24 protein-coding genes and 1 tRNA gene are annotated in these 21,801 nt (G+C 59.5%); 11 read left to right on the top strand and 14 right to left on the bottom strand.

The window, feature by feature from the left end; all coding sequences use genetic code 11:
* Positions 1–61 precede the first annotated feature (61 nt).
* Positions 62–1,558, bottom strand: coding sequence for a CoA-acylating methylmalonate-semialdehyde dehydrogenase (locus BLR72_RS09960; protein WP_027231130.1), 1,497 nt, complete (start codon positions 1,556–1,558; stop codon positions 62–64).
* A 134-nt stretch (positions 1,559–1,692) separates the two neighbouring features.
* Between BLR72_RS09960 and BLR72_RS09955 the strand changes: the two genes are divergently transcribed.
* Both BLR72_RS09955 and BLR72_RS09950 read left to right on the top strand, forming a co-directional pair.
* Positions 1,693–2,574 (top strand): LysR family transcriptional regulator, encoded by an 882-nt coding sequence (locus BLR72_RS09955; protein WP_091947859.1) that lies wholly within the window; start codon positions 1,693–1,695, stop codon positions 2,572–2,574.
* Between the two features lie 118 nt (positions 2,575–2,692).
* On the top strand, positions 2,693–3,079 hold the full coding sequence (locus tag BLR72_RS09950; RefSeq protein WP_091920986.1) for a DUF3011 domain-containing protein: 387 nt from the start codon (positions 2,693–2,695) through the stop codon (positions 3,077–3,079).
* Between the two features lie 3 nt (positions 3,080–3,082).
* Here the strand turns inward: BLR72_RS09950 and BLR72_RS09945 are convergent, their stop codons facing one another.
* The 11 genes from BLR72_RS09945 to rplU form a co-directional block, all read right to left on the bottom strand.
* Positions 3,083–5,026, bottom strand: coding sequence for a MacB family efflux pump subunit (locus BLR72_RS09945; RefSeq protein ID WP_091947856.1), 1,944 nt, complete (start codon positions 5,024–5,026; stop codon positions 3,083–3,085).
* Between the two features lie 8 nt (positions 5,027–5,034).
* Positions 5,035–6,330 carry an efflux RND transporter periplasmic adaptor subunit gene (locus BLR72_RS09940; RefSeq protein WP_091947853.1) on the bottom strand — a complete coding sequence of 432 codons (1,296 nt, stop codon included), beginning with the start codon at positions 6,328–6,330 and terminating at the stop codon, positions 5,035–5,037.
* Positions 6,331–6,485: 155 nt separating this feature from the next.
* Positions 6,486–6,968 carry a 23S rRNA (pseudouridine(1915)-N(3))-methyltransferase RlmH gene (rlmH, locus tag BLR72_RS09935; protein ID WP_091947850.1) on the bottom strand — a complete coding sequence of 161 codons (483 nt, stop codon included), beginning with the start codon at positions 6,966–6,968 and terminating at the stop codon, positions 6,486–6,488.
* Positions 6,969–7,112: 144 nt separating this feature from the next.
* Positions 7,113–7,475, bottom strand: a complete 363-nt coding sequence (gene rsfS / locus BLR72_RS09930) for a ribosome silencing factor (RefSeq protein WP_036813635.1) — start codon at positions 7,473–7,475, stop codon at positions 7,113–7,115.
* Positions 7,476–7,638: 163 nt separating this feature from the next.
* Entirely contained in the window at positions 7,639–8,241 is a 603-nt protein-coding gene (locus BLR72_RS09925; protein ID WP_091948633.1) for a nicotinate-nucleotide adenylyltransferase, read from the bottom strand.
* A gap of 56 nt (positions 8,242–8,297) precedes the next feature.
* Positions 8,298–9,581: a glutamate-5-semialdehyde dehydrogenase gene (locus tag BLR72_RS09920; protein WP_091947847.1), complete on the bottom strand. Its 1,284-nt coding sequence runs from the start codon at positions 9,579–9,581 to the stop codon at positions 8,298–8,300.
* Positions 9,582–9,584: 3 nt separating this feature from the next.
* A complete protein-coding gene (gene proB / locus BLR72_RS09915; RefSeq protein ID WP_091920982.1) occupies positions 9,585–10,751 on the bottom strand; it encodes a glutamate 5-kinase in 1,167 nt (388 codons plus the stop codon).
* 30 nt (positions 10,752–10,781) lie between these two features.
* Positions 10,782–11,816 carry a GTPase ObgE gene (obgE, locus tag BLR72_RS09910; protein WP_027231121.1) on the bottom strand — a complete coding sequence of 345 codons (1,035 nt, stop codon included), beginning with the start codon at positions 11,814–11,816 and terminating at the stop codon, positions 10,782–10,784.
* Between the two features lie 89 nt (positions 11,817–11,905).
* Entirely contained in the window at positions 11,906–12,526 is a 621-nt protein-coding gene (locus tag BLR72_RS09905; RefSeq protein WP_027231120.1) for a GNAT family N-acetyltransferase, read from the bottom strand.
* 119 nt (positions 12,527–12,645) lie between these two features.
* Positions 12,646–12,918, bottom strand: a complete 273-nt coding sequence (gene rpmA, locus BLR72_RS09900; protein WP_091920980.1) for a 50S ribosomal protein L27 — start codon at positions 12,916–12,918, stop codon at positions 12,646–12,648.
* A gap of 23 nt (positions 12,919–12,941) precedes the next feature.
* Complete coding sequence (gene rplU, locus BLR72_RS09895; protein ID WP_091947845.1) at positions 12,942–13,427, bottom strand: 50S ribosomal protein L21; 486 nt, start codon at positions 13,425–13,427, stop codon at positions 12,942–12,944.
* A gap of 347 nt (positions 13,428–13,774) precedes the next feature.
* On the opposite strand from rplU, the gene BLR72_RS09890 reads away from it, so the two are divergent.
* The 4 genes from BLR72_RS09890 (at position 13,775) to BLR72_RS09875 (ending at position 16,938) form a co-directional block, all read left to right on the top strand.
* Positions 13,775–13,864, top strand: a tRNA-Ser gene (locus tag BLR72_RS09890).
* 115 nt (positions 13,865–13,979) lie between these two features.
* Entirely contained in the window at positions 13,980–15,071 is a 1,092-nt protein-coding gene (locus tag BLR72_RS09885; protein ID WP_091948630.1) for an extracellular catalytic domain type 1 short-chain-length polyhydroxyalkanoate depolymerase, read from the top strand.
* Positions 15,072–15,331: 260 nt separating this feature from the next.
* Positions 15,332–16,246, top strand: a complete 915-nt coding sequence (locus tag BLR72_RS09880; protein ID WP_091947842.1) for a hypothetical protein — start codon at positions 15,332–15,334, stop codon at positions 16,244–16,246.
* 134 nt (positions 16,247–16,380) lie between these two features.
* Complete coding sequence (locus tag BLR72_RS09875) at positions 16,381–16,938, top strand: methylated-DNA--[protein]-cysteine S-methyltransferase (protein WP_091947839.1); 558 nt, start codon at positions 16,381–16,383, stop codon at positions 16,936–16,938.
* A gap of 25 nt (positions 16,939–16,963) precedes the next feature.
* Here BLR72_RS09875 and BLR72_RS09870 read toward each other — a convergent pair whose 3' ends face one another.
* Positions 16,964–17,473 carry a GNAT family N-acetyltransferase gene (locus tag BLR72_RS09870; protein WP_091947836.1) on the bottom strand — a complete coding sequence of 170 codons (510 nt, stop codon included), beginning with the start codon at positions 17,471–17,473 and terminating at the stop codon, positions 16,964–16,966.
* Positions 17,474–18,040: 567 nt separating this feature from the next.
* On the opposite strand from BLR72_RS09870, the gene BLR72_RS09865 reads away from it, so the two are divergent.
* The 3 genes from BLR72_RS09865 to BLR72_RS09855 all read left to right on the top strand — a co-directional run bounded on the left by BLR72_RS09865 (position 18,041) and on the right by BLR72_RS09855 (position 19,806).
* A complete protein-coding gene (locus BLR72_RS09865; protein ID WP_091948627.1) occupies positions 18,041–18,745 on the top strand; it encodes a DUF899 family protein in 705 nt (234 codons plus the stop codon).
* Positions 18,746–18,868: 123 nt separating this feature from the next.
* Positions 18,869–19,285 carry an HD domain-containing protein gene (locus BLR72_RS09860; protein ID WP_091947832.1) on the top strand — a complete coding sequence of 139 codons (417 nt, stop codon included), beginning with the start codon at positions 18,869–18,871 and terminating at the stop codon, positions 19,283–19,285.
* A gap of 209 nt (positions 19,286–19,494) precedes the next feature.
* Positions 19,495–19,806 (top strand): PepSY domain-containing protein, encoded by a 312-nt coding sequence (locus tag BLR72_RS09855; RefSeq protein ID WP_091920968.1) that lies wholly within the window; start codon positions 19,495–19,497, stop codon positions 19,804–19,806.
* Between the two features lie 62 nt (positions 19,807–19,868).
* Here the strand turns inward: BLR72_RS09855 and BLR72_RS09850 are convergent, their stop codons facing one another.
* Entirely contained in the window at positions 19,869–20,162 is a 294-nt protein-coding gene (locus BLR72_RS09850) for a DUF6074 family protein (RefSeq protein ID WP_091947830.1), read from the bottom strand.
* A gap of 253 nt (positions 20,163–20,415) precedes the next feature.
* Here BLR72_RS09850 and BLR72_RS09845 point away from each other — a divergent pair, with 253 nt between their 5' ends.
* Both BLR72_RS09845 and BLR72_RS09840 read left to right on the top strand, forming a co-directional pair.
* Positions 20,416–20,844, top strand: a complete 429-nt coding sequence (locus BLR72_RS09845) for a hypothetical protein (protein WP_027231110.1) — start codon at positions 20,416–20,418, stop codon at positions 20,842–20,844.
* A 74-nt stretch (positions 20,845–20,918) separates the two neighbouring features.
* Entirely contained in the window at positions 20,919–21,764 is an 846-nt protein-coding gene (locus BLR72_RS09840; RefSeq protein WP_091947827.1) for an SDR family NAD(P)-dependent oxidoreductase, read from the top strand.
* Positions 21,765–21,801: the final 37 nt, after the last annotated feature.

Here is a 21,801-nt window from a genome sequence, read left to right as displayed (position 1 = left end):
GAAAGCAGAAAGGGCCGCGGCATTGCTGCCACAGCCCCTGCTCAATTCCCTGACCCGCAGGTTACTTCATTGTCGGGATGACGAATTCCGCGCCATCTTTCACGCCGGATGGCCAGCGCGACGTGACTGTCTTGGTCTTGGTGTAGAAGCGGAACGCATCCGGGCCATGCTGGTTGAGATCACCGAAGCCCGAAGCCTTCCAGCCGCCGAACGTGTAGTAGGCGATCGGAACCGGGATCGGAACGTTGACACCGACCATGCCCACCTGGACGCGCGAGGCGAAGTCGCGTGCCGCATCGCCGTCGCGGGTGAAAATGGCAACGCCATTGCCGTATTCGTGTTCGTTGGGTAGGCGCAGCGCATCCTCATAGGTTTCGGCGCGGACGATGCTGAGCACAGGGCCAAAAATCTCTTCCTTGTAGATGCGCATGTCAGGGGTCACGTTGTCGAAGAGGCAGCCACCCATGTAGTAGCCATTCTCATAGCCCTGCATCTTGAAGTCGCGGCCGTCGACGACGAGCTTGGCGCCTTCCTTGATGCCGAGATCGACATAACCCCTGATGCGTTCCAGCGCGTCCTTGGTAACAACGGGACCGTAGTCGGCCGACATATCGGTCGAGGGGCCGACCTTGAGGCTTTCGACACGCGGGGCAAGACGTGCGACCAGGCGATCAGCCGTATCCTTGCCAACTGGCACTGCGACGGAAATCGCCATACAGCGCTCGCCAGCCGAACCGTAACCGGCGCCGATAAGGGCGTCGACGGTCTGGTCCATATCCGCATCGGGCATGATAATCATATGGTTCTTGGCGCCGCCGAAGCACTGGGCGCGCTTGCCGTTGGCCGTCGCCCGCGCATAGATGTACTGGGCGATCGGGGTCGAGCCAACAAAGCCGATGGCCTTGACGTCCGGATCGTCGAGCAGCGCATCGACGGCGCTCTTGTCGCCATTGATCACGTTGAAAATGCCCGCGGGAAGCCCGGCCTCCATGAAGAGTTCGGCAAGGCGCATCGGCACGCCCGGATCGCGCTCCGACGGCTTCAAAATGAAAGCATTGCCGGAGACGATGGCAGGAGCGGCCTTCCATAACGGAATCATTGCCGGGAAGTTGAATGGCGTGATGCCTGCAACGACGCCGAGAGGCTGGCGCATCGAATAGACATCGATGCCGGTACCCGCATTGTCGCTGAATTCGCCCTTGAGCATGTGAGCGGCGCCGAGGCAGACTTCGACGACCTCAAGGCCACGCTGGATATCGCCCTTGGCGTCGGGAATGGTCTTGCCGTGTTCGCGGGCGAGAAGTTCGGCGAGCGAGTCGTATTCCGCTTCGACCAGTTCAAGAAACTTGCGCATGACGCGGATACGGCGCTGCGGATTGGTGGCAGCCCATTTCGGCTGTGCAGCCTTGGCGTCCTCGACGGCGGCGCGCACCTCTGCCGGCGTTGCCAGAGCAACGCGGCCCTGCACGGTTCCGTCCATGGGCTGGAAAATCTCCGTCGAGCGTCCGCTCGTGCCGGGGACGTTCTTGCCACCGATAAAATGTCCGACTTCACGCATTGTGATCTGCCTCCCTGCAATTGTTGGATTAATTCGTGGCTCATCATCGCGCTTCAAAATATTTATTGCAAGCCAAGCAAAAGCGTATCCGTTGTGCGAAAATTGAAGTACGAACTGCGGCAGGAGAAAAGCCTATGAACTGGGACGACGTACGTATTTTCCTGGCGGTTGCACGTTCGGGGCAGATTCTAGGCGCCGCAAAGCGCCTCGGCGTCAACCACGCGACGGTCGCGCGGCGGTTGACGGCGTTCGAACACGACCTCAACACGAAGCTTCTTACCCGTCGCACCAATGGCTGCGAACTGACCCACGCCGGCGAGGAATTCCTGCTTTCGGCTGAGCGCATGGAAGCCGAGATGCTGTCAATTCGCTCGTCGCTCGGCGATGCGGATGTCGCGATCTCCGGTTCGGTCCGGATTGGCGCCCCCGACGGCTTCGGCGTCACCTTCCTTGCGCCGCGCCTCGCCACTCTGACCGCACGCTATCCCGACCTGAAGATCCAGCTGGTTCCGGTTCCCCGCTCCTTTTCGCTGTCGCGGCGCGAGGCTGACATCGCCATAACCGTCGATCGACCTGACCAGGGCCGGCTTGTCGCGCGCAAGCTCGTGGATTACAGCCTCGGCCTCTATGCAAGCCGCACCTACCTCGACGCGCACCCTGCGCCGCGCTCGATCGACGAACTCGCGAACCACAGGCTTGTTGGCTATGTCGATGACCTCGTCATCAGCCAATCGCTGAATTACGCGCCTGAGATCAGCCGCGACTGGCGTCCTGCATTCGAAATCTCGAGCGCGCTCGGCCAGGTCGAAGCTGTGCGCGCCGGCGCGGGCATCGGCATCTTGCATATGTTCATCGCGCGCGAGCACGCCGATCTCGTCCCGGTCCTGCCCGAGCGCACGATCCGCCGCTCCTACTGGCTCGCATATCATGAATCGGTTCGCACGCTGCGGCGCATAACCGCCGTTTCGAGTTTTATTTCCGATCTTGTCAGCAGCGAGAACGCACGATTTTCCTGAACACTGCCTCTTTCGAAGCACCCTAGAAATGTGATCGCTGTCACTGGAACAAAAATTGCCCCGGAAGCTTCAATTGGTGCACATTCACGTTGTTTTGATTCGGTATTGGAGAGGCAAAATGTACCGATATATCCTTGCTTTCGCTGTCGCCTTTGGAGGCGCGCAATATTTCATTTCTACACCTGCACTCGCGCAGAGCACGATCAAATGCGAATCGCGCAAGTTCAAATATAGGGAGTGCGATGCCGGCATGCGCCGACCGCGCGTTGTCCGCCAGCTTTCAGGGACGCCCTGCGTTGCCGGCGACACGTGGGGTTTTGCCCGCGGCGTGATCTGGGTCGACAAGGGTTGCTCCGCTGTCTTTGCCGATTCCGGCGGCAGGCCGCCGCAGCGCTACTATCGCAACCGCGACCCCTATCCGGACGACCGCTACCAGCAGCCGCGCCGCGGCTACGACGATCGGTCCTACGATCCCTATCGCGGCGATCCGCAGAGCGATTGGTAATCGCTATTCCGAACTGAGAGCGACTGCCGGCTGAAGCCTTGAAGCGTTTCGAGCCGGCAGAAACCCGAACACCAGGCCTGTCAGGAACGAACAGGCGAAGGCGAGGGCCACCGGCCCGATTGTGAAACTGACTGGCGCGCCAAGAACCTTGGCAAGAATGCCCGTACCAAGGCCGGCGACCACGCCGATTGCACCGCCGATGGCAGAAACGACCACAGCCTCGATGATGAATTGCAGCAGGATATCGCGCTGGCGCGCACCTGTTGCCATACGCACGCCGATTTCGCGCGTCCGCTCACTGACACTTACCAGCATGATGTTCATGACGCCGATACCGCCGACGAGCAGGGATATGGCGGCAACGGCACCGAGAAACAGCTTCAGCGTATTCGACGTTTCGGTCACCGCCTCGCGGATCGAGGCCATATTGGTGATCTGGGTGTCCTGCTTCTTGTGACGGCGATCGAGGAGCGCCTGCAGCGCATCCTGCGTCGTGTCGATGGCGGCGCTGTCCTTCACCTGTACCGTAATGGAGCGCACATTGCGTTGTCCGAAGATGCGCATGCTGCCTGTCGTCAGCGGCATGAGGATCGTATCGTCCTGGTCGTTGCCGCCTGGCCCCGCCCCCATCTCACTCATCACGCCAATGATCTGGAACGGAATTTTACTGACCAGCACATATTTTCCGAGCGGATTTTCGCCGTCTGGAAACAAGGTCTTCTCCACCGTGCGGCCGATGACGGCGACGGGGGCATAGCTTTCCATATCGTCCCTGTTGAGGAATTCGCCTTTGGCGACCTTCCAGGATTTCGCCTCGGTGAACTGGGGAACGGTACCGTTTGCCGTGGTTTGATAGTCGACATTGCCGTAACGTAACGTAACGGTGCTGGTCATTTCCGGAACGGCAAAGGCAACGTTCGGCACTTCGAGGATGGCATCCGCATCGGCCGGAACGAGCGTTACGTTACTGCCGCCACTCGTGCCGCGAAAATTAGCCATGCTCGGGCGAACTACCAGCAAATCGGAACCCATGGCGGAGATACGGTCGAGCACGGAGTTCTGCGCGCCCGTCCCGATTGCCAGCATCGCCACGACAGATCCGACACCGATAACGATGCCAAGCAGCGTCAGGATCGTGCGGAACAGGTTGGCATGGAGCGCGCGCAGCGCCATCTTGACGGCTTCAGTCACATCGGCAAGTGCCGCGACGCCTTCGACGGCTTTCTGCTTCAGACCGGAAGCGGCCTCGGGATTGCTGCGGCCCTTCTTGGTGCGATCGGAAACGACGCGCCCATCGCGCAATTCGATCAGCCGATCTGCCTGCTCGGCCACCTCACGCGAGTGGGTGATAACGATGATGGTGTGGCCGCTCTCATTCATGCTTCGCAGCAGCGCCATAACCTCTTCGCCGCTCTGGCTGTCCAGAGCGCCGGTAGGTTCGTCCGCAAGAATGATGCGCCCGCCATTCATCAGCGCCCGGGCGATCGATACGCGTTGCTGCTGCCCGCCCGAAAGCTGGTTAGGCCGGTGATCGAGCCTGTCGCCGAGCTTCAGCGAATTGAGCAGCGCCTCGGCGCGGTCGCGCCGGTCTCGCGCATGCGCGCCGGCATAGACGGCAGGAACCTCGACATTCTCCTGGGCGCTCGCCGTCGGAATGAGATTGTAGCTCTGGAAGACGAATCCGAAGGTGCGACGGCGCAGTCCGGCAAGCTCGTCGGGTTCGAACGCGGAGACCTGCTCGCCGTCCAGGAGATAGTCGCCGGTGGTTGGCCGGTCGAGGCAGCCCAGAATGTTCATCAACGTCGATTTGCCCGAGCCCGATTGCCCGATGATCGCGACAAACTCGCCCGCCTCGATATCGAGCGATATGCCGTGCAGGACCTCAACGGCGAGATCGCCATTGTAGTAGGTCTTCGTGATATCCTTGAGCGAGATCAGCGCGGTCATGTCTTTGCTCAGAACATCGGCGGCATGCGAACCGAACGCTGCGAACGGTTGCCGCCACTATTCGGTTTCGTCGCTGCTGGATCGCTTCCGGTTCCGACGACAACGCGCTCGCCTTCACTGAGACCGCTTTTGATCTCGGCATTGACGCGGTTGCGAATGCCGACTTCGACCGCGCGCGTTTCAGTGGCGCCAGCCGCCGTGACGACTGTCACCTCGCCCTTGTGCGATGCTTCGCCACTGCCGCCGCGCCGCGAGCCCGAAGGCATGGTGATTGCCGAACTCGGCACGACAAGCACATCTCGCGCAGCGGACTCAACGAAGAAGACCTGGGCGCTCATCGAGATCATGAGATCGCCATCGGGATTGGGAACGTCGAAGAGCGCATAATATAGAACGACATTGTTTTCGATGTCCGGCGTAGGCTGGATCTGCCGCAGTTTGCCCGTATAGCGCTTGCCCGGCTGACCGAGCAGCGTGAAATAGGCATCCATGCCGATCTTGAGCTTGCTGACGTCTGCCTCGGAAACTTGCGCCTTGACCGTCATCGTCGAAAGATCGGCAATGGTGACGATCGTCGGCGCCGTCTGGCTCGCATTGAGCGTCTGGCCTTCCTTGACCGGCACGGCAGCTATCGTTCCGGCCATGGGAGCATAGATTTTGGTGTAGCCAAGATCGACTTCGTCGCCGGCAAGGGTCGCCTGTTGCTTGCGAATCTGCGCCTCGAGCGCATTGACGTCCGCTTCCGCGCCGGCGAGGTCGGCGACCGCCTGATCGAGCACCGATTGCGAGACGCTGCGCGTTGCGACGAGATTACGCTGGCGGTCGATGTTGGACTGCTTCAGGACAAGCTGCGCCTGCTTCGAGACGAGCTGTGCCTTCAAATTGGCAAGTTCCGCCTGGTCGATTTCAATCTTGTTGAGGATGGTGGCGGGATCGATCTCGCCTACGAGCTGGTTTTGCGTGACCTTATCGCCGATCTCGACGTGAAGGACTTTCAGCTGACCGGAAACCTGCGCGCCGGCATCGACCGATTTTATCGAATCGAGCGTGCCGACTGCGGTAACAGCATTTTCGATATCGCCGCGCTCGACCGCCTGCGTGACGACGGCGGCCGTCGCAGTCGAGTTCTGGTAGCGATTCCACGTATAGGCGCCCGCTCCCACGGCAATGAGCACTACGGGGATCCAGAACCAGAAGCGGGCGCGCTTTTTCTTGCGGCTCGGTGGAACTGCTCCGGGAATGAAGGTCACATTGGATGTTTCGGGAGTCTTGTCCCGCTTGGCCGCTCTGGCTATTTCTTTCATCCGACCCGCTCCACTCTCATCCGCCGCCTCAACTCGTCCATATTACCAACAAATGGAGATGAGGGGTTCGCCCGAAAAGCATTGAGATCATTATATTTTGGTAATGATCCTCGAGGCGCGATTATGAACGGCGTGCATGAACGGCGGCTGAATGATCAGACGCGATGATATGGATGTCCGGAGAGGATCGTCGTTGCCCGATACATCTGCTCGGCGACAAGGATGCGCACAATCTGATGCGGCCAGGTCATTGCGCCGAGCGCAAGCACAAGATCGGCCCTGTCGCGAAGAGCGGGATCATGCCCATCTGGTCCGCCGATCGCGAGCAGGAGCTGACGCTTGCCGTTGTCGCGGAAGCGCGCGATCTTTTCCGCGAAGGCTTCGGACGACAATGTCTTGCCGCGCTCATCGAGAAGGACAAGCACGCCGCCCTGATCCAGGGCTTCGAGGACTTTTGCCGATTCTTCCTGCTTGCGCAGCTCGGGTTGCTGCGCCCTGCTTTCAGTGATTTCCGTCACCGACGCAAATTCGAGCCCGAGTGGCGCGCCGGTTTTCTTCAAACGGTCGAAATAGCGGTCGGCCAGTTCGCGTTCGGGGCCAGACTTCATCCGGCCAACGGCAAAAACGGTAATGCGCACGAAAGGATTCCTGTGCCCGCACTCGGATGGGTGCTACTCTGTTACGGGCTCGTAAACGACCGCCCCGGCCGTTAGCCGGTTCAAAATCACATCAACCGCCCAGGGCGTCATTTGGGCCTGCGCCCGGACGCCCCGATCCGTCAATCAGTGAACGGTTTCTCCGTCAAGCTCGGGAGCCTGCCACATCTTTTCGATGTTGTAGAACTCACGCACTTCGGGACGGAAAACATGGATGATGATATCGCCCGTGTCGATCAGCACCCAATCACCGCCGCTTAGGCCTTCGACCTTGACGCCATTGCCATGCCCGCTCTCTTTCAGAGCGCGCAAAAGCTGGTCCGCAACCGCCGTTACGTGACGATGCGAACGTCCCGACGCGATGACCATGTGATCACCGATGACGGACTTGCCTCTCAGGTCGATGGGGACAATGTTTTCGGCCTTGGAGTCTTCAAGACTAGCAAGAACCGACTGAAGGGCGAGAGATACGGAACTCAGTCCGCCCATCTCCGCCGTTGAAGGTGCCAAGGCATCCTTCTTCTGAAATGCTGTTCTCAGTGTATTTCCTTTCCCTTAAGAACAACGCGACGCAGCCGACAAAACATACTGCACGCTATTAAGATAGGCAGAGTCGCATGACACTTTCAAGACATCCGAAGGGAGCATTCGATCACGTTTTGCGCGATCCACTCTGCGTCCCGTTGCGGATAGCCGTGGAAGACAGCAGCGAACGAGGCCCATGGATGAATGTCCATGCCGGTGCCTTCGAGCGCGCCAGAATCGGCGCGTCCGCTTCATCGACCCGCGCATAGTCGAACGTCTTCGCCATGCGCGACGACAAAAACGCCAGCGTCGATCCCGGCCTGTCGATAACGGCGATGGGAAATGTCAGCGCAATCTTGTGCCAGCGTTGCCAGCGGTGGAAATCCGCCAGGTTGTCCGCCCCCATGATCCAGACGAAATTGACGCCGGGATTGCGCGCCTTGATCAGGGCGAGCGTATCCGCCGTGTAGCGAATATGGTAGGCGGCTTCGAAGGCGGTGATCTTGATGCGCGGATCGTGCAGCAGGGCTTCGCAAAGCGCCAGTCGCTGGGCAAGCGGCGCCAGCCGCCTTGTATCCTTGAGCGGGTTGCCGGGCGTGACCATCCACCAGAGCTGATCGAGCTTGAGGCGCCGCAGGGCGATTTCCGCAACGAGCGCGTGACCGGCATGCGGCGGGTTGAAAGAACCGCCAAAAAGCCCGACCGTCATGCCTTTTTCAACAAAGGGCATGCGCAGGTGCGCTTCACTGACGCCCGGGAAGCTTGTCTGCAGCGCCTGCCCTGGTTTCACGGGCGCGTCTGGCCATTGCCGCGCACGCGGTACTTGAACGACGTCAATTGCTCGACACCGACCGGACCACGCGCGTGCATCTTGCCAGTCGCGATACCAATCTCCGCGCCCATGCCAAACTCGCCGCCGTCGGCAAACTGCGTAGACGCGTTGTGCAGCAAGATGGCCGAATCGATCTCGTTGAAGAACCGCTCGACCACCTTTGGATCTTCCGCGACGACGGCTTCGGTGTGATGGGACGAATAGCGATTGATATGATCGAGGGCGCCGCCGATGCCATCGACCAGCCGGACCGAAATGATAGCGTCGAGATATTCCGTCGTCCAATCTTCTTCCTTAGCGGGCGTTGCAACGGGATACACCGATACCACGTCCGCCTCGGCGCGAATCTCGCAACCCGCAGCGCTGAGATCCTCAAGCAAGGCAGTGAAGTCAGCCGGCGCGATCGCACGGTCGATAAGAAGCGTTTCCGCCGCCCCGCAAATCCCGGTGCGCCGCATCTTGGCATTGACTGCAATCTTGCGCGCCATGTCGAGATCGGCAGAGCCGTCGATATAGAGATGGCACAGGCCCTCGAGATGGGCGAACACAGGAACACGCGCTTCGGACTGTACCCGCGCCACCAGGCTTTTGCCGCCACGCGGTATGATCACATCGAGATTGCCATCGAGACCCGTCAGCATTTCCCCGACGGCGGCGCGATCGGTCGTGGGAACGAGCTGGATCGCATCGTGCGGCAAGCCTGCCGCTTCGAGCCCCTCGATCAGGGCAGCATGAATTGCCTGCGAGGAATGCGCCGAATCGGAGCCGCCGCGCAAGATGACGGCATTACCGGATTTGAGGCAAAGGGCGCCCGCATCAGCGGTCACATTCGGCCGGCTTTCGTATATGACGCCGATGACGCCGAGCGGGGTGCGCACCCGTTCGATCTGGAGGCCATTGGGACGATCCCACTCGGCGATCACCGTACCGACAGGATCCGCCAGCGCAGCGATCGTGCGGATGCTTTCCGCGATACCGGCGATACGCTCTTCATCCAGTGTAAGGCGGTCCAGCATTGCGGCGCTCATGCCGGCGGTTACCCCATTGGCGACGTCCTCGCGGTTGGCTGCGAGGATTTCTGCCTGCCGCCGCTCGATTGCCGCGGCCATGGCATTGAGCGCAGCCGTCTTCTTGTCCGACGAGGCGATAGCAAGCGGTTGTGCGGCGACGCGAGCCTTGCGGCCGATATCTGCCATAAGATCGGCGACCGTCGTCTTAGCCTCGACGCGTTCCAACATTTGCTACTCCTTCGCCGCAGCCACTCGCTTGGCCGCGCGCACCACAAGATCATCACGATGAATCATCGCCGAACGTGCATCATAACCGAGAATGCCGGCAATCTCATTGGTCTTCCGTCCGGCTATTTTCACCGCATCGGCAGCGTCATAGGCAATGAGGCCGCGCGCAGCCTCGCGCCCGTCGGGCCCGAACACCGCAACCGTATCACCACGCAGGAATTGCCCTGCGACTTCGCGAACACCGGCCGCAAGCAGCGACTTGCCGGATTTCAGCGCTACGAGCGCTCCCTCGTCGATGACGATGCGCCCCGAAGGTTCGAGATTGCCTGAAATCCATGTCTTCCATGCGTTGACCGGCGTCAAACTCGCCTTGAACAGCGTGGAGCGCTCGCCCTGATCGATCGCCGCGAGAGGATTAAAGCGCGTGCCTGATGTAATGATCATGGCGGTACCCGCCGCATTGGCGATCTTGCCGGCGTCAAGCTTGGTCTTCATGCCGCCACGCGAATATTCCGAGGCGGCAGCCCCCGCCATCGCTTCTATATCCGGCGTGATGGCATCAACGACGGGCAGGAACTGCGCATCCGGATTTTGGTGCGGCGGAGCGGTGTAGAGCCCGTCTATATCGGAAAGCAGGATCAGGAGATCGGCGCCCATCATCGTCGCAACGCGAGCCGCCAGGCGATCATTGTCGCCGTAGCGGATTTCAGTGGTCGCAACCGTATCGTTTTCATTGATGACGGGGATGGCCTTCAGCCGCAAAAGTGTGCCTACGGTGGCACGCGCATTGAGATAGCGACGCCGTTCCTCCGTATCGGAAAGCGTCAGCAGGATTTGGCCGGCGCGCAGAGCGTGATGACTGAGGACTTCAGCATAGGCCTTCGCAAGTTCGATCTGCCCGGCAGCCGCGGCGGCCTGGCTTTCTTCGAGGCGCAAGGGCCCCTTCGGAAGCCCGAGGACAGTACGCCCGAGTGCGATCGCGCCTGACGATACGATCATCACCTCGACACCGGCCTTGGCGAGCGCAGCTACATCGGCGCCAAGGCTTTCCAGCCAATCGCGCTTGAGACCGGCTGTACGGTCGACAAGCAGGGCCGAACCGATCTTCACCACAATGCGGCGATAGGTCGAGAGCCTGAAAGACTGATGCGGCTGGGAAATATGATTCATCTGATCAAACCAACGCTCATCGTTGAATATTCAAGAATTGAACCGGGTATCGACTTCAACCGGCCGGTCGGCCTCACGCGATTCCAGAATGATCGCCGACAGGGCACGCAGCACCTGCTCGACGCCCTCGCGCGTCACCGCCGAGAGCAGCATCGGCTCGCGCCCGGCGACCTTCTTCAGCGCCGCCACCTTTTTCTTGCGCGCCGCTGCGTCGAGCGTGTCGACCTGGCTCAGCGCCACGATCTCGAGCTTTTCCGCCAGGCCATGACCATAGGCCTCGAGTTCGGCACGCACGGTCTTATAGGCCTCGGCGACGTTCTCCTCCTGGGCGGATACCAGATGCAGAAGCACACGCGTGCGCTCGACGTGGCCGAGGAAACGGTCGCCGATACCGACGCCCTCATGCGCGCCCTCGATCAGGCCGGGAATATCGGCAATAACGAATTCGCGACCATCAATACGCGCAACGCCAAGATTGGGATGCAGGGTCGTGAACGGATAGTCGGCAATTTTCGGCTTGGCCGCGGTCACGCTCGCAAGGAATGTCGACTTGCCGGCATTCGGCTTGCCGAGGAGACCGGCATCCGCGATCAGCTTCAGGCGCAGCCAGAGATTGCGCTCCTCACCTTCAAGGCCCGGATTGGCGCGGCGCGGCGCCTGATTGGTCGAGGTCTTGAAATGCAGATTGCCGAAGCCGCCATTGCCACCCTTGGCGAGGCGATAGCGCTGGCCGACCACAGTGAAATCGCAGATCAGCGTTTCATTGTCGTCTTCGAAGATCTGCGTGCCGACGGGCACCTTGAGGATGACATCGGCACCCTTGCCGCCGGTCATGTTCCGCCCCATGCCATGCATGCCGGTCTTTGCCTTGAAGTGCTGCTGGTAGCGATAGTCGATAAGCGTATTCAGGCCATCGACCGCCTCGGCCCAGACATCGCCGCCGCGACCGCCATCGCCGCCGTCCGGCCCGCCAAACTCCAGAAACTTTTCACGGCGGAACGATACCGCGCCGGCACCACCGTCGCCGGATCGGATATAGACCTTCGCCTGATCGAGAAATTTCATGAAATTCAGTCCTTATCGTTGTGGCGAGGCATTACAGTAAAATGCCCGCAAAGAAAACTGGCCGTCCCTATCCAGAACGGCCAGTTCATTCATGACGTCCAGCTACGCAAACCGATCCAGGTGCGCCGATCGAGCATGTAGCGCTCGACAGGCACGTTGCCGGCAGCGATTGAATCCATCATGCCTGTGTTGGCATATTGGAATCCGCTCTTGTAGATCACCCGGCGCGAGGCGATGTTCGACACGCGACACGACGCGTGCAGCTTTTCGACCTGCGTCGCGCGGAAAACGAGATCGACCAGCGCGTGGGCAGCCTCGGTGGCATAGCCTTTGCCCCAGTAGGGCTCGCCCAGCCAGTAACCGATTTCCAGCTCGTCCCGGCGCGAAGGAACGTACTCATCCTTGCTGCGCCGGTAATTGATGCCACAGCACCCGATAAACGTGCCGGATTGGCCCAGGGTAATCGCGTAGACGCATTTGCCGATCTCGCCCGCATTGGCGCGGCGCACAAAATCCACCGCATGTTCCTTCGTATAGGGATGCGGCATACGCGAAAGCATTTCGGCCACATGAAGGTTATCGGCGAGACGGGCAATTGCGTCGACATCCTCGTTACGTGGCGCCCGTAAAACCAGGCGTTCCGTAACGAGCACGGGACAGTCTATCAGGTCCAGCCGTTCTTCATCGTCTTCCAGTAAATCAGCAACCATTTTGTCGTCCTCCAGACACGAAAAGGGAGATGGGCTTTGATCCCATCTCCCTTTGATCTTTTGGCGGTTGCCATGTTTCACCGGGTCCGATGGGACGCCGGTGCTTCAAGCAGGACCGGCTATTCTGCTGCTTCGGCGATCGGGTTGACGATCGACACGTAGCTGCGGCCGTTGGCTTTGGTACGGAAGGAAACGACGCCTGCTTCAAGCGCAAACAGGGTGTGATCCTTGCCAAGACCAACATTGGTGCCAGCATGCCACTTGGTGCCGCGTTGACGCACGAGGATATTGCCGGCGAGAACCTTCTCGCCGCCAAACTTCTTCACGCCAAGGCGCTTCGATTCGGAATCACGACCGTTGCGTGACGAACCACCAGCTTTTTTGTGTGCCATCGGATTGCTCCTCTAAACTCTTCTTACTCGCCCGTAGCGGGCTTTTCAGCCTTGGCTGCAGCCTTCTTCGGCGCAGCCTTGGCCTTGGGGGCGGCTTTCGTCTCGGTTGCATCCGCGGCGACGGCAGCTTCTTCTGCCTTCGGAGCGGCTACCTTCTTGGCCGGCTTTTCAGCGGCCTTCTTGGAAGGCTTCGCACCATCCGTCAGGATTTCCGAGATGCGGATCGTCGTCAGTTCCTGGCGATGACCACGCGTGCGCTTGGAATTCTGGCGGCGACGCTTCTTGAATGCAATGACCTTGCGGGCACGGCCCTGCTCGACGACTTCCGCCGTGACGAGCGCGCCGTTGACGACGGGAGCACCGATCGTTGCGTCTGCTCCGACGCCTACCATCAGAACTTCGGCGAACTCAACGATGTCGCCGGCTTCGCCAGCAACTTTCTCGACCTTCACGAGGTCGTTGGCGGCAACGCGATACTGCTTACCACCGGTCTTGATGACTGCGAACATTTTTTCCCTTTCGGCGTTCGGTTCGGTTTTTTGCGGCACGCCGCAATAACCGTCTTTTTGTCAGTCGTGACAGATTGATAGAAAGGCGCTTCGATCAAAGAATTTCGGCGCCCGGATTCAAAAACAAACGGCGCGGAGAATCCCCCACGCCAGTCGTTGCGCGCTTATAAGATCCGCTTTGTTGGAGAGTCAAGAAATTTAACGCAAAATTGCTCTTGTATCTCGAAGCTTTGCCCGCTATCTAGCACGCCGCACGCTCAAGCCAAGCCCTATGGGGCATCGCGGCACCGGCAGGGTTGTATTTCCTGACCATTTTCTTTTGGGACCGAGTCATCGGTTTCTGGCGCGGAGAGGTGGCTGAGTGGTTGAAAGCACCGCACTCGAAATGCGGCATGGGGGCAACTCCATCGGGGGTTCAAATCCCTCCCTCTCCGCCATTTATTCTGCCTGATCACCAGCACCCTTTATTTGTGCAGTGCAGCAACTTTCCTTTCGCACTTGCGTTATAAGCAATTGGCGCCATTGTGGTCGCTGACGCGAAAGGATGCCTTCATGCGCAACATAGCCGACACGATCAGACGCCTGAACGTAAATCGCATGCCGGCAGGCATCATTGACGCTGGCGGAAGTACGCGCCTCAAGGCACTTGCGGATTTTGGCCAGAACCCCGGCGAATTGCGGGCATGGCACTATATTCCGGCAAGCTTCAAGCCAGGCTCGCCTCTGGTCGTGGTTCTCCACGGCTGCACGCAAACCGCAGCCGGCTATGATCGCGGCTCGGGATGGTCCGAATTGGCTGACACGCACGGGTTTGCGCTGCTATTTCCGGAACAGCAGCGTGGCAACAACGCGAACCTCTGCTTCAACTGGTTCAACCCGGGCGACGTCGGCCGGGGACAGGGCGAAGTGGAGTCGATCCGTCAGATGCTCGTGGCGATGTCGGCGCGCTATCCGATCGATCGATCGCGGACATATATAACTGGTCTTTCGGCGGGTGGCGCCATGGCCGCCGCAATGCTTTCAACCTATCCGGAACTGTTCAAGGCAGGCGCGATCATCGCCGGCCTGCCGTTCGGTACTGCATCCACCATCCCTGAGGCGTTTGACCGCATGCGCGGCCATGGCTTGCCGGAAAGTCGGGCATTGGCGGAGAAAGTCCGCAAAGCCTCCGGTCACGCGGGTTCCTGGCCGGCGATATCCGTCTGGCATGGAAGCGCGGATACGACCGTCGATCCTGTCAATATGGAAGCGATCATTGGCCAGTGGTGGCACTTGAGCGATCTCGACGATGCGCCGACCATCACTTCGCTGACCCAAAAACACCAGTGCAGGACATGGCGGGATGCGAACGGTGTCGCATGCATCGAAGCCCATACGATCAAGGGCATGGCCCATGGAACTCCCATCAAGACCGGCGGCATTGACGGGTATGGAGCGGCAGGTCCTTTCATGCTCGATGTGGGCGTTTCCTCGACCTGGCACATCGCCGATACCTGGAACCTGATCACTGAAACAGAGCGGCAGAAAGTCGAAGCAATCAAGCCTGCGCTTGAAGGAACCGGCCTCAACGACGCTCGCGGCGGCGATCAGGCTGTCGGCAGCGTCATTGAAAACGCGCTTCGCGCTGCGGGTCTGATGCGATAGGGCCCTATCCGACTTTTCGGTCTATCGCCGGGAGAATGCCATTCCCGGCTGGAATCGGCCGCGGTCGACAATAAAGTCGCTCGGGAACAAATAGGGACGTTACAGCTTCTAGTGATACGGCTGGCACATCATGGCCAGCCAAAAGCAAAGCTTGACACCTTAAGGAGGTTTCTATGGGACGCGGTATTCTTCTTTGGCTGCTCGGAGTTCCGATCCCGATCATCCTGCTTCTCTTCCTGTTCATGCGATAGGAGCGAAGCATGTCATTTACCGATATAAATTCAGGCACGGACACGACTGTCGAGTCGAGTTCGAGCGCCGTGAGCTGGGGGCCGATTGTCGCGGGCTCAGTCACGGCCGCAGCGGCGTCGGTTTTGCTGACGTTGCTCGGATCAGGCCTGGGGCTGACCATCGTGTCGCCCTGGGCATCTCAGAGTGCTTCGCTGACGACCTTTGCCGTATCGACGGCGATATGGCTGATCCTTATTCAGTGGTTGTCGTCGGGACTGGGTGGCTATCTGACCGGCCGCCTCAGGACCAAGTGGACGGGCGTTCACACCAACGAGGTATATTTTCGTGATACTGCCCACGGCTTCATCGCATGGGCCTTGGCGACACTGTTCGTCGCAGCCTTGCTGGGCAGCGCCGTCACGTCGACCATCAGTACCGGCGTAAAGGCGGCGTCCAGCGTTGTCTCGGGCACCGCGAATGCTACCGCTTCCGCGGCCGGCGCTGCGGCCAACGATACATCGGTGTCGTACTTTGTCGACAGCCTGCTGCGGCCTGCCACGCCGGCAACCGCGACTTCCCCGGACAGCGCTAGTCAGGCGGCCGGAGAAGTCTCGCGCATACTGCTGAACGCCGCGACAACAGGCACGCTTCCGCCGGATGACCGCAACTATCTGGACCAGGTTGTGGCCTCTCGTACCGGACTGAGTGAAGCCGATGCCAAAGCAAGGGTTGATGCTGTTCTGGCACGCGCCGACGAAGCGAAGAAGGCGGCCGCAGAAGCCGCTGACAAGGCCCGCAAGGCGGGTGCCACCGCAGCCTTCATGGCAGCGTTCTCGCTGTTGATTGGCGCATTCATTGCCAGTGTCGCGGCGGCTCTCGGGGGCCATCATCGCGACACAGATGAGGAAACCAACCTAGCGGCGACGAACAAGGCCTATAAGTAAAGCCTCAAAGCCTGGCGCGCCCAACCGCGCCAGGCAATTCAATCGGGTTTTGTCAGCATGCTGCAGGAATCGGATTGAATCTCGACGCCAAAGCGACGATTCTTGATGCAGGCTGAAACTTGAGAGTGCCTGCCATGACAACGCACCAATACTATATCTTTGATACGCCTGCTGGCTTTTGCGGCATCGCCTGGAATGATATCGGCATTACCCGTTTTCAACTCCCGTCCCGCACCGCGGAGGCAACGGAGCGTAACCTGTTGCGCCGCATTCCCGATGGAGCGCCGGCGAACCCTCCGGCTGAAATAACCGCCGCAGTCGCCGAGGTGAAGCGCTATTTTTCCGGCGAAGAAACCGATTTTTCCAGTTTGACACTCGATCTTGGCGAACAGGACCCGTTCTTTACGGCGGTTTATGCTGCGGCACGGCGCGTTGGCTGGGGTGATACCACCACCTATGGTGCACTGGCAAAGCAACTTGGCGCCGGTCCCGAAGCTGCGCGCGACGTCGGGGTTGCCATGGCTAAAAACCCGGTCGCGCTGATTATTCCCTGTCATCGCGTCCTTGCCGCGGGTGGCAAGATAGGTGGCTTTTCGGCGCCAGGCGGGTCCACTGCAAAAATGCGCATGCTTGAGCTTGAAGGCGTTCAGGTTGGCCCGGCACCAGCCGCACAGCAGTCGTTTGGCTTCTAGGAACCGGCGCGGCGCGCTTCGGCGCTCAACGTACGAGGGAGCATTGCATGAACATGGTAATCCTGTCGGGCACCGGGTCGAAGGGCTCGCACTCTTCAAAGCCGAGACCGCGATAAAGGGCAATTGCCTCGTTCATGTAGGTGGCAGTCACAAGTCGCGCTGTGGTCGCGCCCTGTTCGCGCATGGCATTCATCACGGTCGTCATAAGCGCGAGCCCGACGCGCTTGCCGCGCAGCTGCGGCTTTACATATAGTTTGTGAACTTCCCCGACGCCGTCGCCTTCATCGGTACAGCCCACGCAACCGACGGCCTCGCCCCCGATATGGGCAATGAAGAAATCCGCGCCGTCTTCTGAAAATTTCGCCATGAGGTCCTGCGGTGAAGCGCCGAAATAAGCGGCGACGACCTCGTGGAACGGCATGCCGGCGCCGGAATTGATATCTGTATCCCATGCTCCGAGCGCACTGACGAACTCCCTTGCGACTTCGAAGTCGGAAATGTCCCGCGCCCGCCTGATCGTTATGTCTGCATCCATCCGTTTTCTCCTGGGAGAGAAGTTATCACGGCCTGCGAAAATCGAAACAGCATCAATTTTGGCTTTCCGGCATCCTGAGGCTTGCCGTTATACGCCTCCTACGCAGGCATGGATCCTCGGGACAAGGGCCCGAGGATGACGGCGGGGGCTGGATGAAGGTAGTGCCTATTGACCCGCTCTCACCGACGACGTGGTCATATCGCCCCCCTGGTTCCGCACGAGACTATAACGCCCAGGGCTGTTTCTAGTGGCTTAGACATCAACGACGGATGTGGAATGTGAACACTTTGATTCCATACTTCTCCGTTTTTTGCCGTCGTCCTAGGCCTCTGAGCGTCACTCCCGCCCTCGCCTCACCCGTCGCCCCCACCCTCGCCTCACCGTCCCCCATCCCCCTCCCTGCCGTCCCCCTCCTGCCCGGAACAGATGCGGGCCATCAAAGTTTGCCATTTGCGCAATATGTTGATATCAACCTTATTGGGCGGAAACTTCAGCACGGCGGAATGGCATCTGATGCCAGAACTGCCGCAATGCACGCGCAAGGCGCCAACTTCAGAGGATCGAGCCATGAGCATATCCCATTTGCTTACTCCCGCAGCCGAACTCGCCAGCCGCAATGGCGTACGCTATCCCAACGAAAGCGCCGCCTACCGGCAGGCACGCGATGCCCTTCTGGCGGAGGAGATCGAACTGAGGCGGCATATCGAACGCGTCGCCGAACAGCGGCGGGCCTTGCCGCCGGGCGGCGAGGTTGCAAAGGACTATCGCTTTGACAGCGAGGACGGACCCGTCAGCTTTGCCGATTTGTTCAGTGGCAAGCAGACGCTTGTCGTCTACAACTACATGTTCGGACCGGAGCGTGAACGTCCTTGCCCCATGTGCACCTCGCTGCTGAGTGCCTGGGACGGCGAAGCTCGCGATGTCGAACAGCGCGTTGCGCTGGCGGTCGTTGCTCGCTCGCCCATCGAACGCCTTGTTGCCTTCAAAAAGGAGCGCGGCTGGCAGGCTTTGAAGCTCTATTCCGACACCAGTGGTGCGTTCAGCCGCGACTATCATGCCTGGCCGCCGGAAGGCGGGGATGACGCGGCCTTCAATGTCTTCACGCGGCGCGACGGAACGATCCGCCATTTCTGGGGTGGCGAGATGGGGTTTGTCACGGCGGACCCCGGGCAGGATCCGCGCGGCGCGCCGGACCTGATGCCGATCTGGACGATTCTTGACTGTACGCCGGAGGGTCGAGGTTCGGACTGGTACCCGAAGTTGAGCTACTAGAGCGGGCGAAAAACACATCGCTCAAATGCGCTTTTTTTCAGTGTGATTACAGGGTTTCACGGGTGGAACAGTTTCACTCCCGGGCAGTTATGATCTTCATCAAGAACGTCCGGGAGTTCTGCCATGCCATCCCTCGAGCAAGCCATATCCATTGCTGCGAGTGCCCATGCTGGTTACCGCACTGAAAATGATGAGCCCTATATTTTGCACCCGCTTCGGGTGATGCTTGGCCTCCACGATGAGGACGAGCGAATCGTCGCCGTTCTCCACGACGTTGTCGAGAAAACCGGCTGGACACTCGAAAATCTGCGGAATGAAGGTTTTTCCGAACAGATTATCGCAGCGGTTGACGCCGTGACCCGCCGCCACAACGAGGATTACTTTGATTTCGTGCAGCGCACGCGCGACAATGATCTCGGCAGGCGGGTCAAGATCATGGATTTGAAGGATAATATCGCCAAGGTCAGGAACAATCGTAAATCATCGCAAGCCGAAGAAAAGCTGGCGAAATATGAAGAGGCCCTTGTCCGGCTTCAGTGAGCATTTCTGTTATTCAGCCGCGTGACGATCGCCGGTGACATATTTCCGACCGTTTTGTGCAGTGCACCTTACCGCCCCGACCGGCGCCTCTACTGCCCGAGGGATTTTTGCGCGGTGGTTCGTCGCACATGAATGCAAGGAACCACCCCGCAACTTGAACGTTGACTCGCTGAATGGGCGGAACATTCAACAACTATGAGGGAAGAGTTATGAGAAAACTGTTGATCATCGGAGCGACCGCCTTGGTCGCGCTAACGTCCGCGCCACAGGCATTTGCGCAATCTATCGTAATTGGCCCCGATGGCGTCCGACTGGCTGAGCCACAGAGGGAACCGGCCTATCGTTCGCGGGAAATTTCCGAACGTGATGCGGTCCGGATCGCGCGAAGCGAAGGTGTTCGCGACGTAGACGATGTAAGGCGCAGAGGTTCGCGATTCGTCGTGGAAGGCATAGACCGCCGCGGTGACGATATCCGTGTCGATATCGACCGTCGCACAGGCGACGTTGTTGCCGTCAGGTAATGTTAAACAATGAAAATTAAAAGCCCGCCGTCGGAATTGGCGGGCTTTTGCTTGTCGAAGATTTAATAGGCCGTTTCGCCGTTGGCGTCCTCAAAGTAAGATAGGCGCGCAAGCTCGCGTTCAACGGCCGAGAAGAAGGCGCCGACCTGTTCGTCCTGCTCTTCCTCGGCGATGCCGATTTTGCTGAGGTGTCTGAAGAGCGTTTCTGCCACCTGGTTTCGATAGGCGCCCGCCTGCCGGTCCGAGACCTTTTCGGCGATCCTTGCCGCCACTTCGCGAATCTTCGCCGCCCTCCGCGTAAGCGGAAATGCGATGACCCGGCACGGCGTGGTGGCTTCGGCTTCAAACATGCTCATATTCTTCCCGGTTCCCGCAGGCGCGGTTGGCAATCGATTCGCCTGACGATAGGGGAAATTGTCCTAACAATTTGTTTCCGCAGGCCTTTGGGCCCTCTCCGACCTCTGTTGGGTGGGTTACGTAACGCCCTGGGGGCAATAGCAGCGGGAACAGTCTGTGCGTAACGGCCTCGAAATGTTGCCCGTCATGGCATGCGGGCCTATCAAGTGAGGGACAAGTGATTCGTTTTCGTTACGGCGCAGACAGTGAGACATGGCACTTAGCAATGCGGAGAGACAGCGGCGGCACCGCGAGCGGCAAAAGCAGAAACTTGCCGCCGCCGCGCCGGATCTGGCAACGCAGTACGAGAACGTCGGTGCAGACCTTCGTGAAAAGCTCTATGCCCTCATCGATGCGGAAAACGCGCATCGCGAACGTTACATAACGGCCCTCTCGCTGGAGCGCATCGACTTCAGCAGGGTTATTCTCGATATCGCTCTCAATGAAGATCGCTCCGGCATTGCCGATACGGCGAGGATTGTCCTCCTGCAGGCGCTGTGCATGGGCGAAAGTACCGAAAAAGAGATTGTCGAAGCGCTCCGGCAAAAAGCGCTGGAGGCAGCGCAACAGACTCATGGCTATGATTCGCAGGATCAGATAGGCCCGCTTGCGCACTATATGCGCGTGCCGAACTTCGGCTGACCGAATGGTTTTACTTCCGTGTCTGGCGTCTGCTAGATTCAGGCTTCGACGCGATCTCATTGGAGGGAAAAGACATGGCGCATCCGGCTTTTTTACCATCCAACGTTGCAGTTATAACAGGAGGCGCATCAGGCATAGGGTTTGCGGCGGCCAGGCGCTTCGCCAGGATGGGTCTCAAAGTCGCAATTGCTGACCTTGCCGGGGAAAAGCTCGAGACGGCCCGCGCCACGTTGGCGACCGAGGCCGGAAGTGAGAATGTCTTGGCCGTTGCGACGGATGTCACGAATGTGCCAGAGCTCGAGCACCTGAGAGAGGCGGTCGACGCCAAATTCGGCGGGGCCGATATTCTGATGAACAATGCCGGTATCCAGCCCGGCAGCAGCGTCTTCGATGCAAAAAACTGGGACAGCATCCTCGCCGTCAACCTCTTTGGCATCATCCGTGGCAGCCAGGTTTTCGGCCCTTCGATGATAAAGCGGCAGAAGCCCGGGCTCATCATCAATACGGGGTCCAAGCAGGGGATCACCACCCCGCCCGGCGATCCGGCCTACAATGTCTCCAAATCCGGCGTCAAAACCTTCACCGAGGCCCTAGAGCACGAGTTACGCAACACGAAGGACTGTCACGTAACGGCACATCTTTTCATTCCCGGATTCGTTTATACGCCGCTCGCCGCAGGCGGTCGAACAGAGAAACCAGCGGGCGCATGGACAGCTGAACAGACCGTCGATTTCATGCTCGAGCGCGTGTCTAAGGGCGATTTCTACATTCTTTGTCCCGATAACGACGTGACCCGCGCCTTGGATGAAAAGCGCATATTATGGGCCGCGCACGACATGATCGAGAACCGCCCGCCGCTTTCGCGCTGGCATCCGGACTATCAGGAAAAATTCGCCGCATTCCTGAAGGGCACTGACTGATCAGCACAACCGCGCGATCACAGCCGGGTCTATGCTG

The organism is Phyllobacterium sp. YR620 (assembly GCF_900104165.1).
In the GTDB taxonomy this organism is placed as follows: Bacteria; Pseudomonadota; Alphaproteobacteria; order Rhizobiales; family Rhizobiaceae; genus Phyllobacterium; species Phyllobacterium pellucidum.
The sequence above is the reverse complement of the archived record's forward strand: the minus strand, read 5'-3'. Positions and strand labels throughout refer to the sequence as shown.

What these genes read in the sequence shown, in the direction of transcription:
- BLR72_RS09960 (WP_027231130.1), bottom strand. Translation starts at nt 1,558, where the DNA reads ATGCGTGAAGTCGGACATTTTATCGGTGGCAAGAACGTCCCCGGCACG.
- BLR72_RS09955 (WP_091947859.1), top strand. Translation starts at nt 1,693, where the DNA reads ATGAACTGGGACGACGTACGTATTTTCCTGGCGGTTGCACGTTCGGGG.
- BLR72_RS09950 (WP_091920986.1), top strand. Translation starts at nt 2,693, where the DNA reads ATGTACCGATATATCCTTGCTTTCGCTGTCGCCTTTGGAGGCGCGCAA.
- BLR72_RS09945 (WP_091947856.1), bottom strand. Translation starts at nt 5,026, where the DNA reads ATGACCGCGCTGATCTCGCTCAAGGATATCACGAAGACCTACTACAAT.
- BLR72_RS09940 (WP_091947853.1), bottom strand. Translation starts at nt 6,330, where the DNA reads ATGAAAGAAATAGCCAGAGCGGCCAAGCGGGACAAGACTCCCGAAACA.
- rsfS (WP_036813635.1), bottom strand. Translation starts at nt 7,475, where the DNA reads ATGGGCGGACTGAGTTCCGTATCTCTCGCCCTTCAGTCGGTTCTTGCT.
- BLR72_RS09925 (WP_091948633.1), bottom strand. Translation starts at nt 8,241, where the DNA reads ATGCCCTTTGTTGAAAAAGGCATGACGGTCGGGCTTTTTGGCGGTTCT.
- BLR72_RS09920 (WP_091947847.1), bottom strand. Translation starts at nt 9,581, where the DNA reads ATGTTGGAACGCGTCGAGGCTAAGACGACGGTCGCCGATCTTATGGCA.
- proB (WP_091920982.1), bottom strand. Translation starts at nt 10,751, where the DNA reads ATGAATCATATTTCCCAGCCGCATCAGTCTTTCAGGCTCTCGACCTAT.
- obgE (WP_027231121.1), bottom strand. Translation starts at nt 11,816, where the DNA reads ATGAAATTTCTCGATCAGGCGAAGGTCTATATCCGATCCGGCGACGGT.
- BLR72_RS09905 (WP_027231120.1), bottom strand. Translation starts at nt 12,526, where the DNA reads ATGGTTGCTGATTTACTGGAAGACGATGAAGAACGGCTGGACCTGATA.
- rpmA (WP_091920980.1), bottom strand. Translation starts at nt 12,918, where the DNA reads ATGGCACACAAAAAAGCTGGTGGTTCGTCACGCAACGGTCGTGATTCC.
- rplU (WP_091947845.1), bottom strand. Translation starts at nt 13,427, where the DNA reads ATGTTCGCAGTCATCAAGACCGGTGGTAAGCAGTATCGCGTTGCCGCC.
- BLR72_RS09885 (WP_091948630.1), top strand. Translation starts at nt 13,980, where the DNA reads ATGCGCAACATAGCCGACACGATCAGACGCCTGAACGTAAATCGCATG.
- BLR72_RS09880 (WP_091947842.1), top strand. Translation starts at nt 15,332, where the DNA reads ATGTCATTTACCGATATAAATTCAGGCACGGACACGACTGTCGAGTCG.
- BLR72_RS09875 (WP_091947839.1), top strand. Translation starts at nt 16,381, where the DNA reads ATGACAACGCACCAATACTATATCTTTGATACGCCTGCTGGCTTTTGC.
- BLR72_RS09870 (WP_091947836.1), bottom strand. Translation starts at nt 17,473, where the DNA reads ATGGATGCAGACATAACGATCAGGCGGGCGCGGGACATTTCCGACTTC.
- BLR72_RS09865 (WP_091948627.1), top strand. Translation starts at nt 18,041, where the DNA reads ATGAGCATATCCCATTTGCTTACTCCCGCAGCCGAACTCGCCAGCCGC.
- BLR72_RS09860 (WP_091947832.1), top strand. Translation starts at nt 18,869, where the DNA reads ATGCCATCCCTCGAGCAAGCCATATCCATTGCTGCGAGTGCCCATGCT.
- BLR72_RS09855 (WP_091920968.1), top strand. Translation starts at nt 19,495, where the DNA reads ATGAGAAAACTGTTGATCATCGGAGCGACCGCCTTGGTCGCGCTAACG.
- BLR72_RS09850 (WP_091947830.1), bottom strand. Translation starts at nt 20,162, where the DNA reads ATGAGCATGTTTGAAGCCGAAGCCACCACGCCGTGCCGGGTCATCGCA.
- BLR72_RS09845 (WP_027231110.1), top strand. Translation starts at nt 20,416, where the DNA reads ATGGCACTTAGCAATGCGGAGAGACAGCGGCGGCACCGCGAGCGGCAA.
- BLR72_RS09840 (WP_091947827.1), top strand. Translation starts at nt 20,919, where the DNA reads ATGGCGCATCCGGCTTTTTTACCATCCAACGTTGCAGTTATAACAGGA.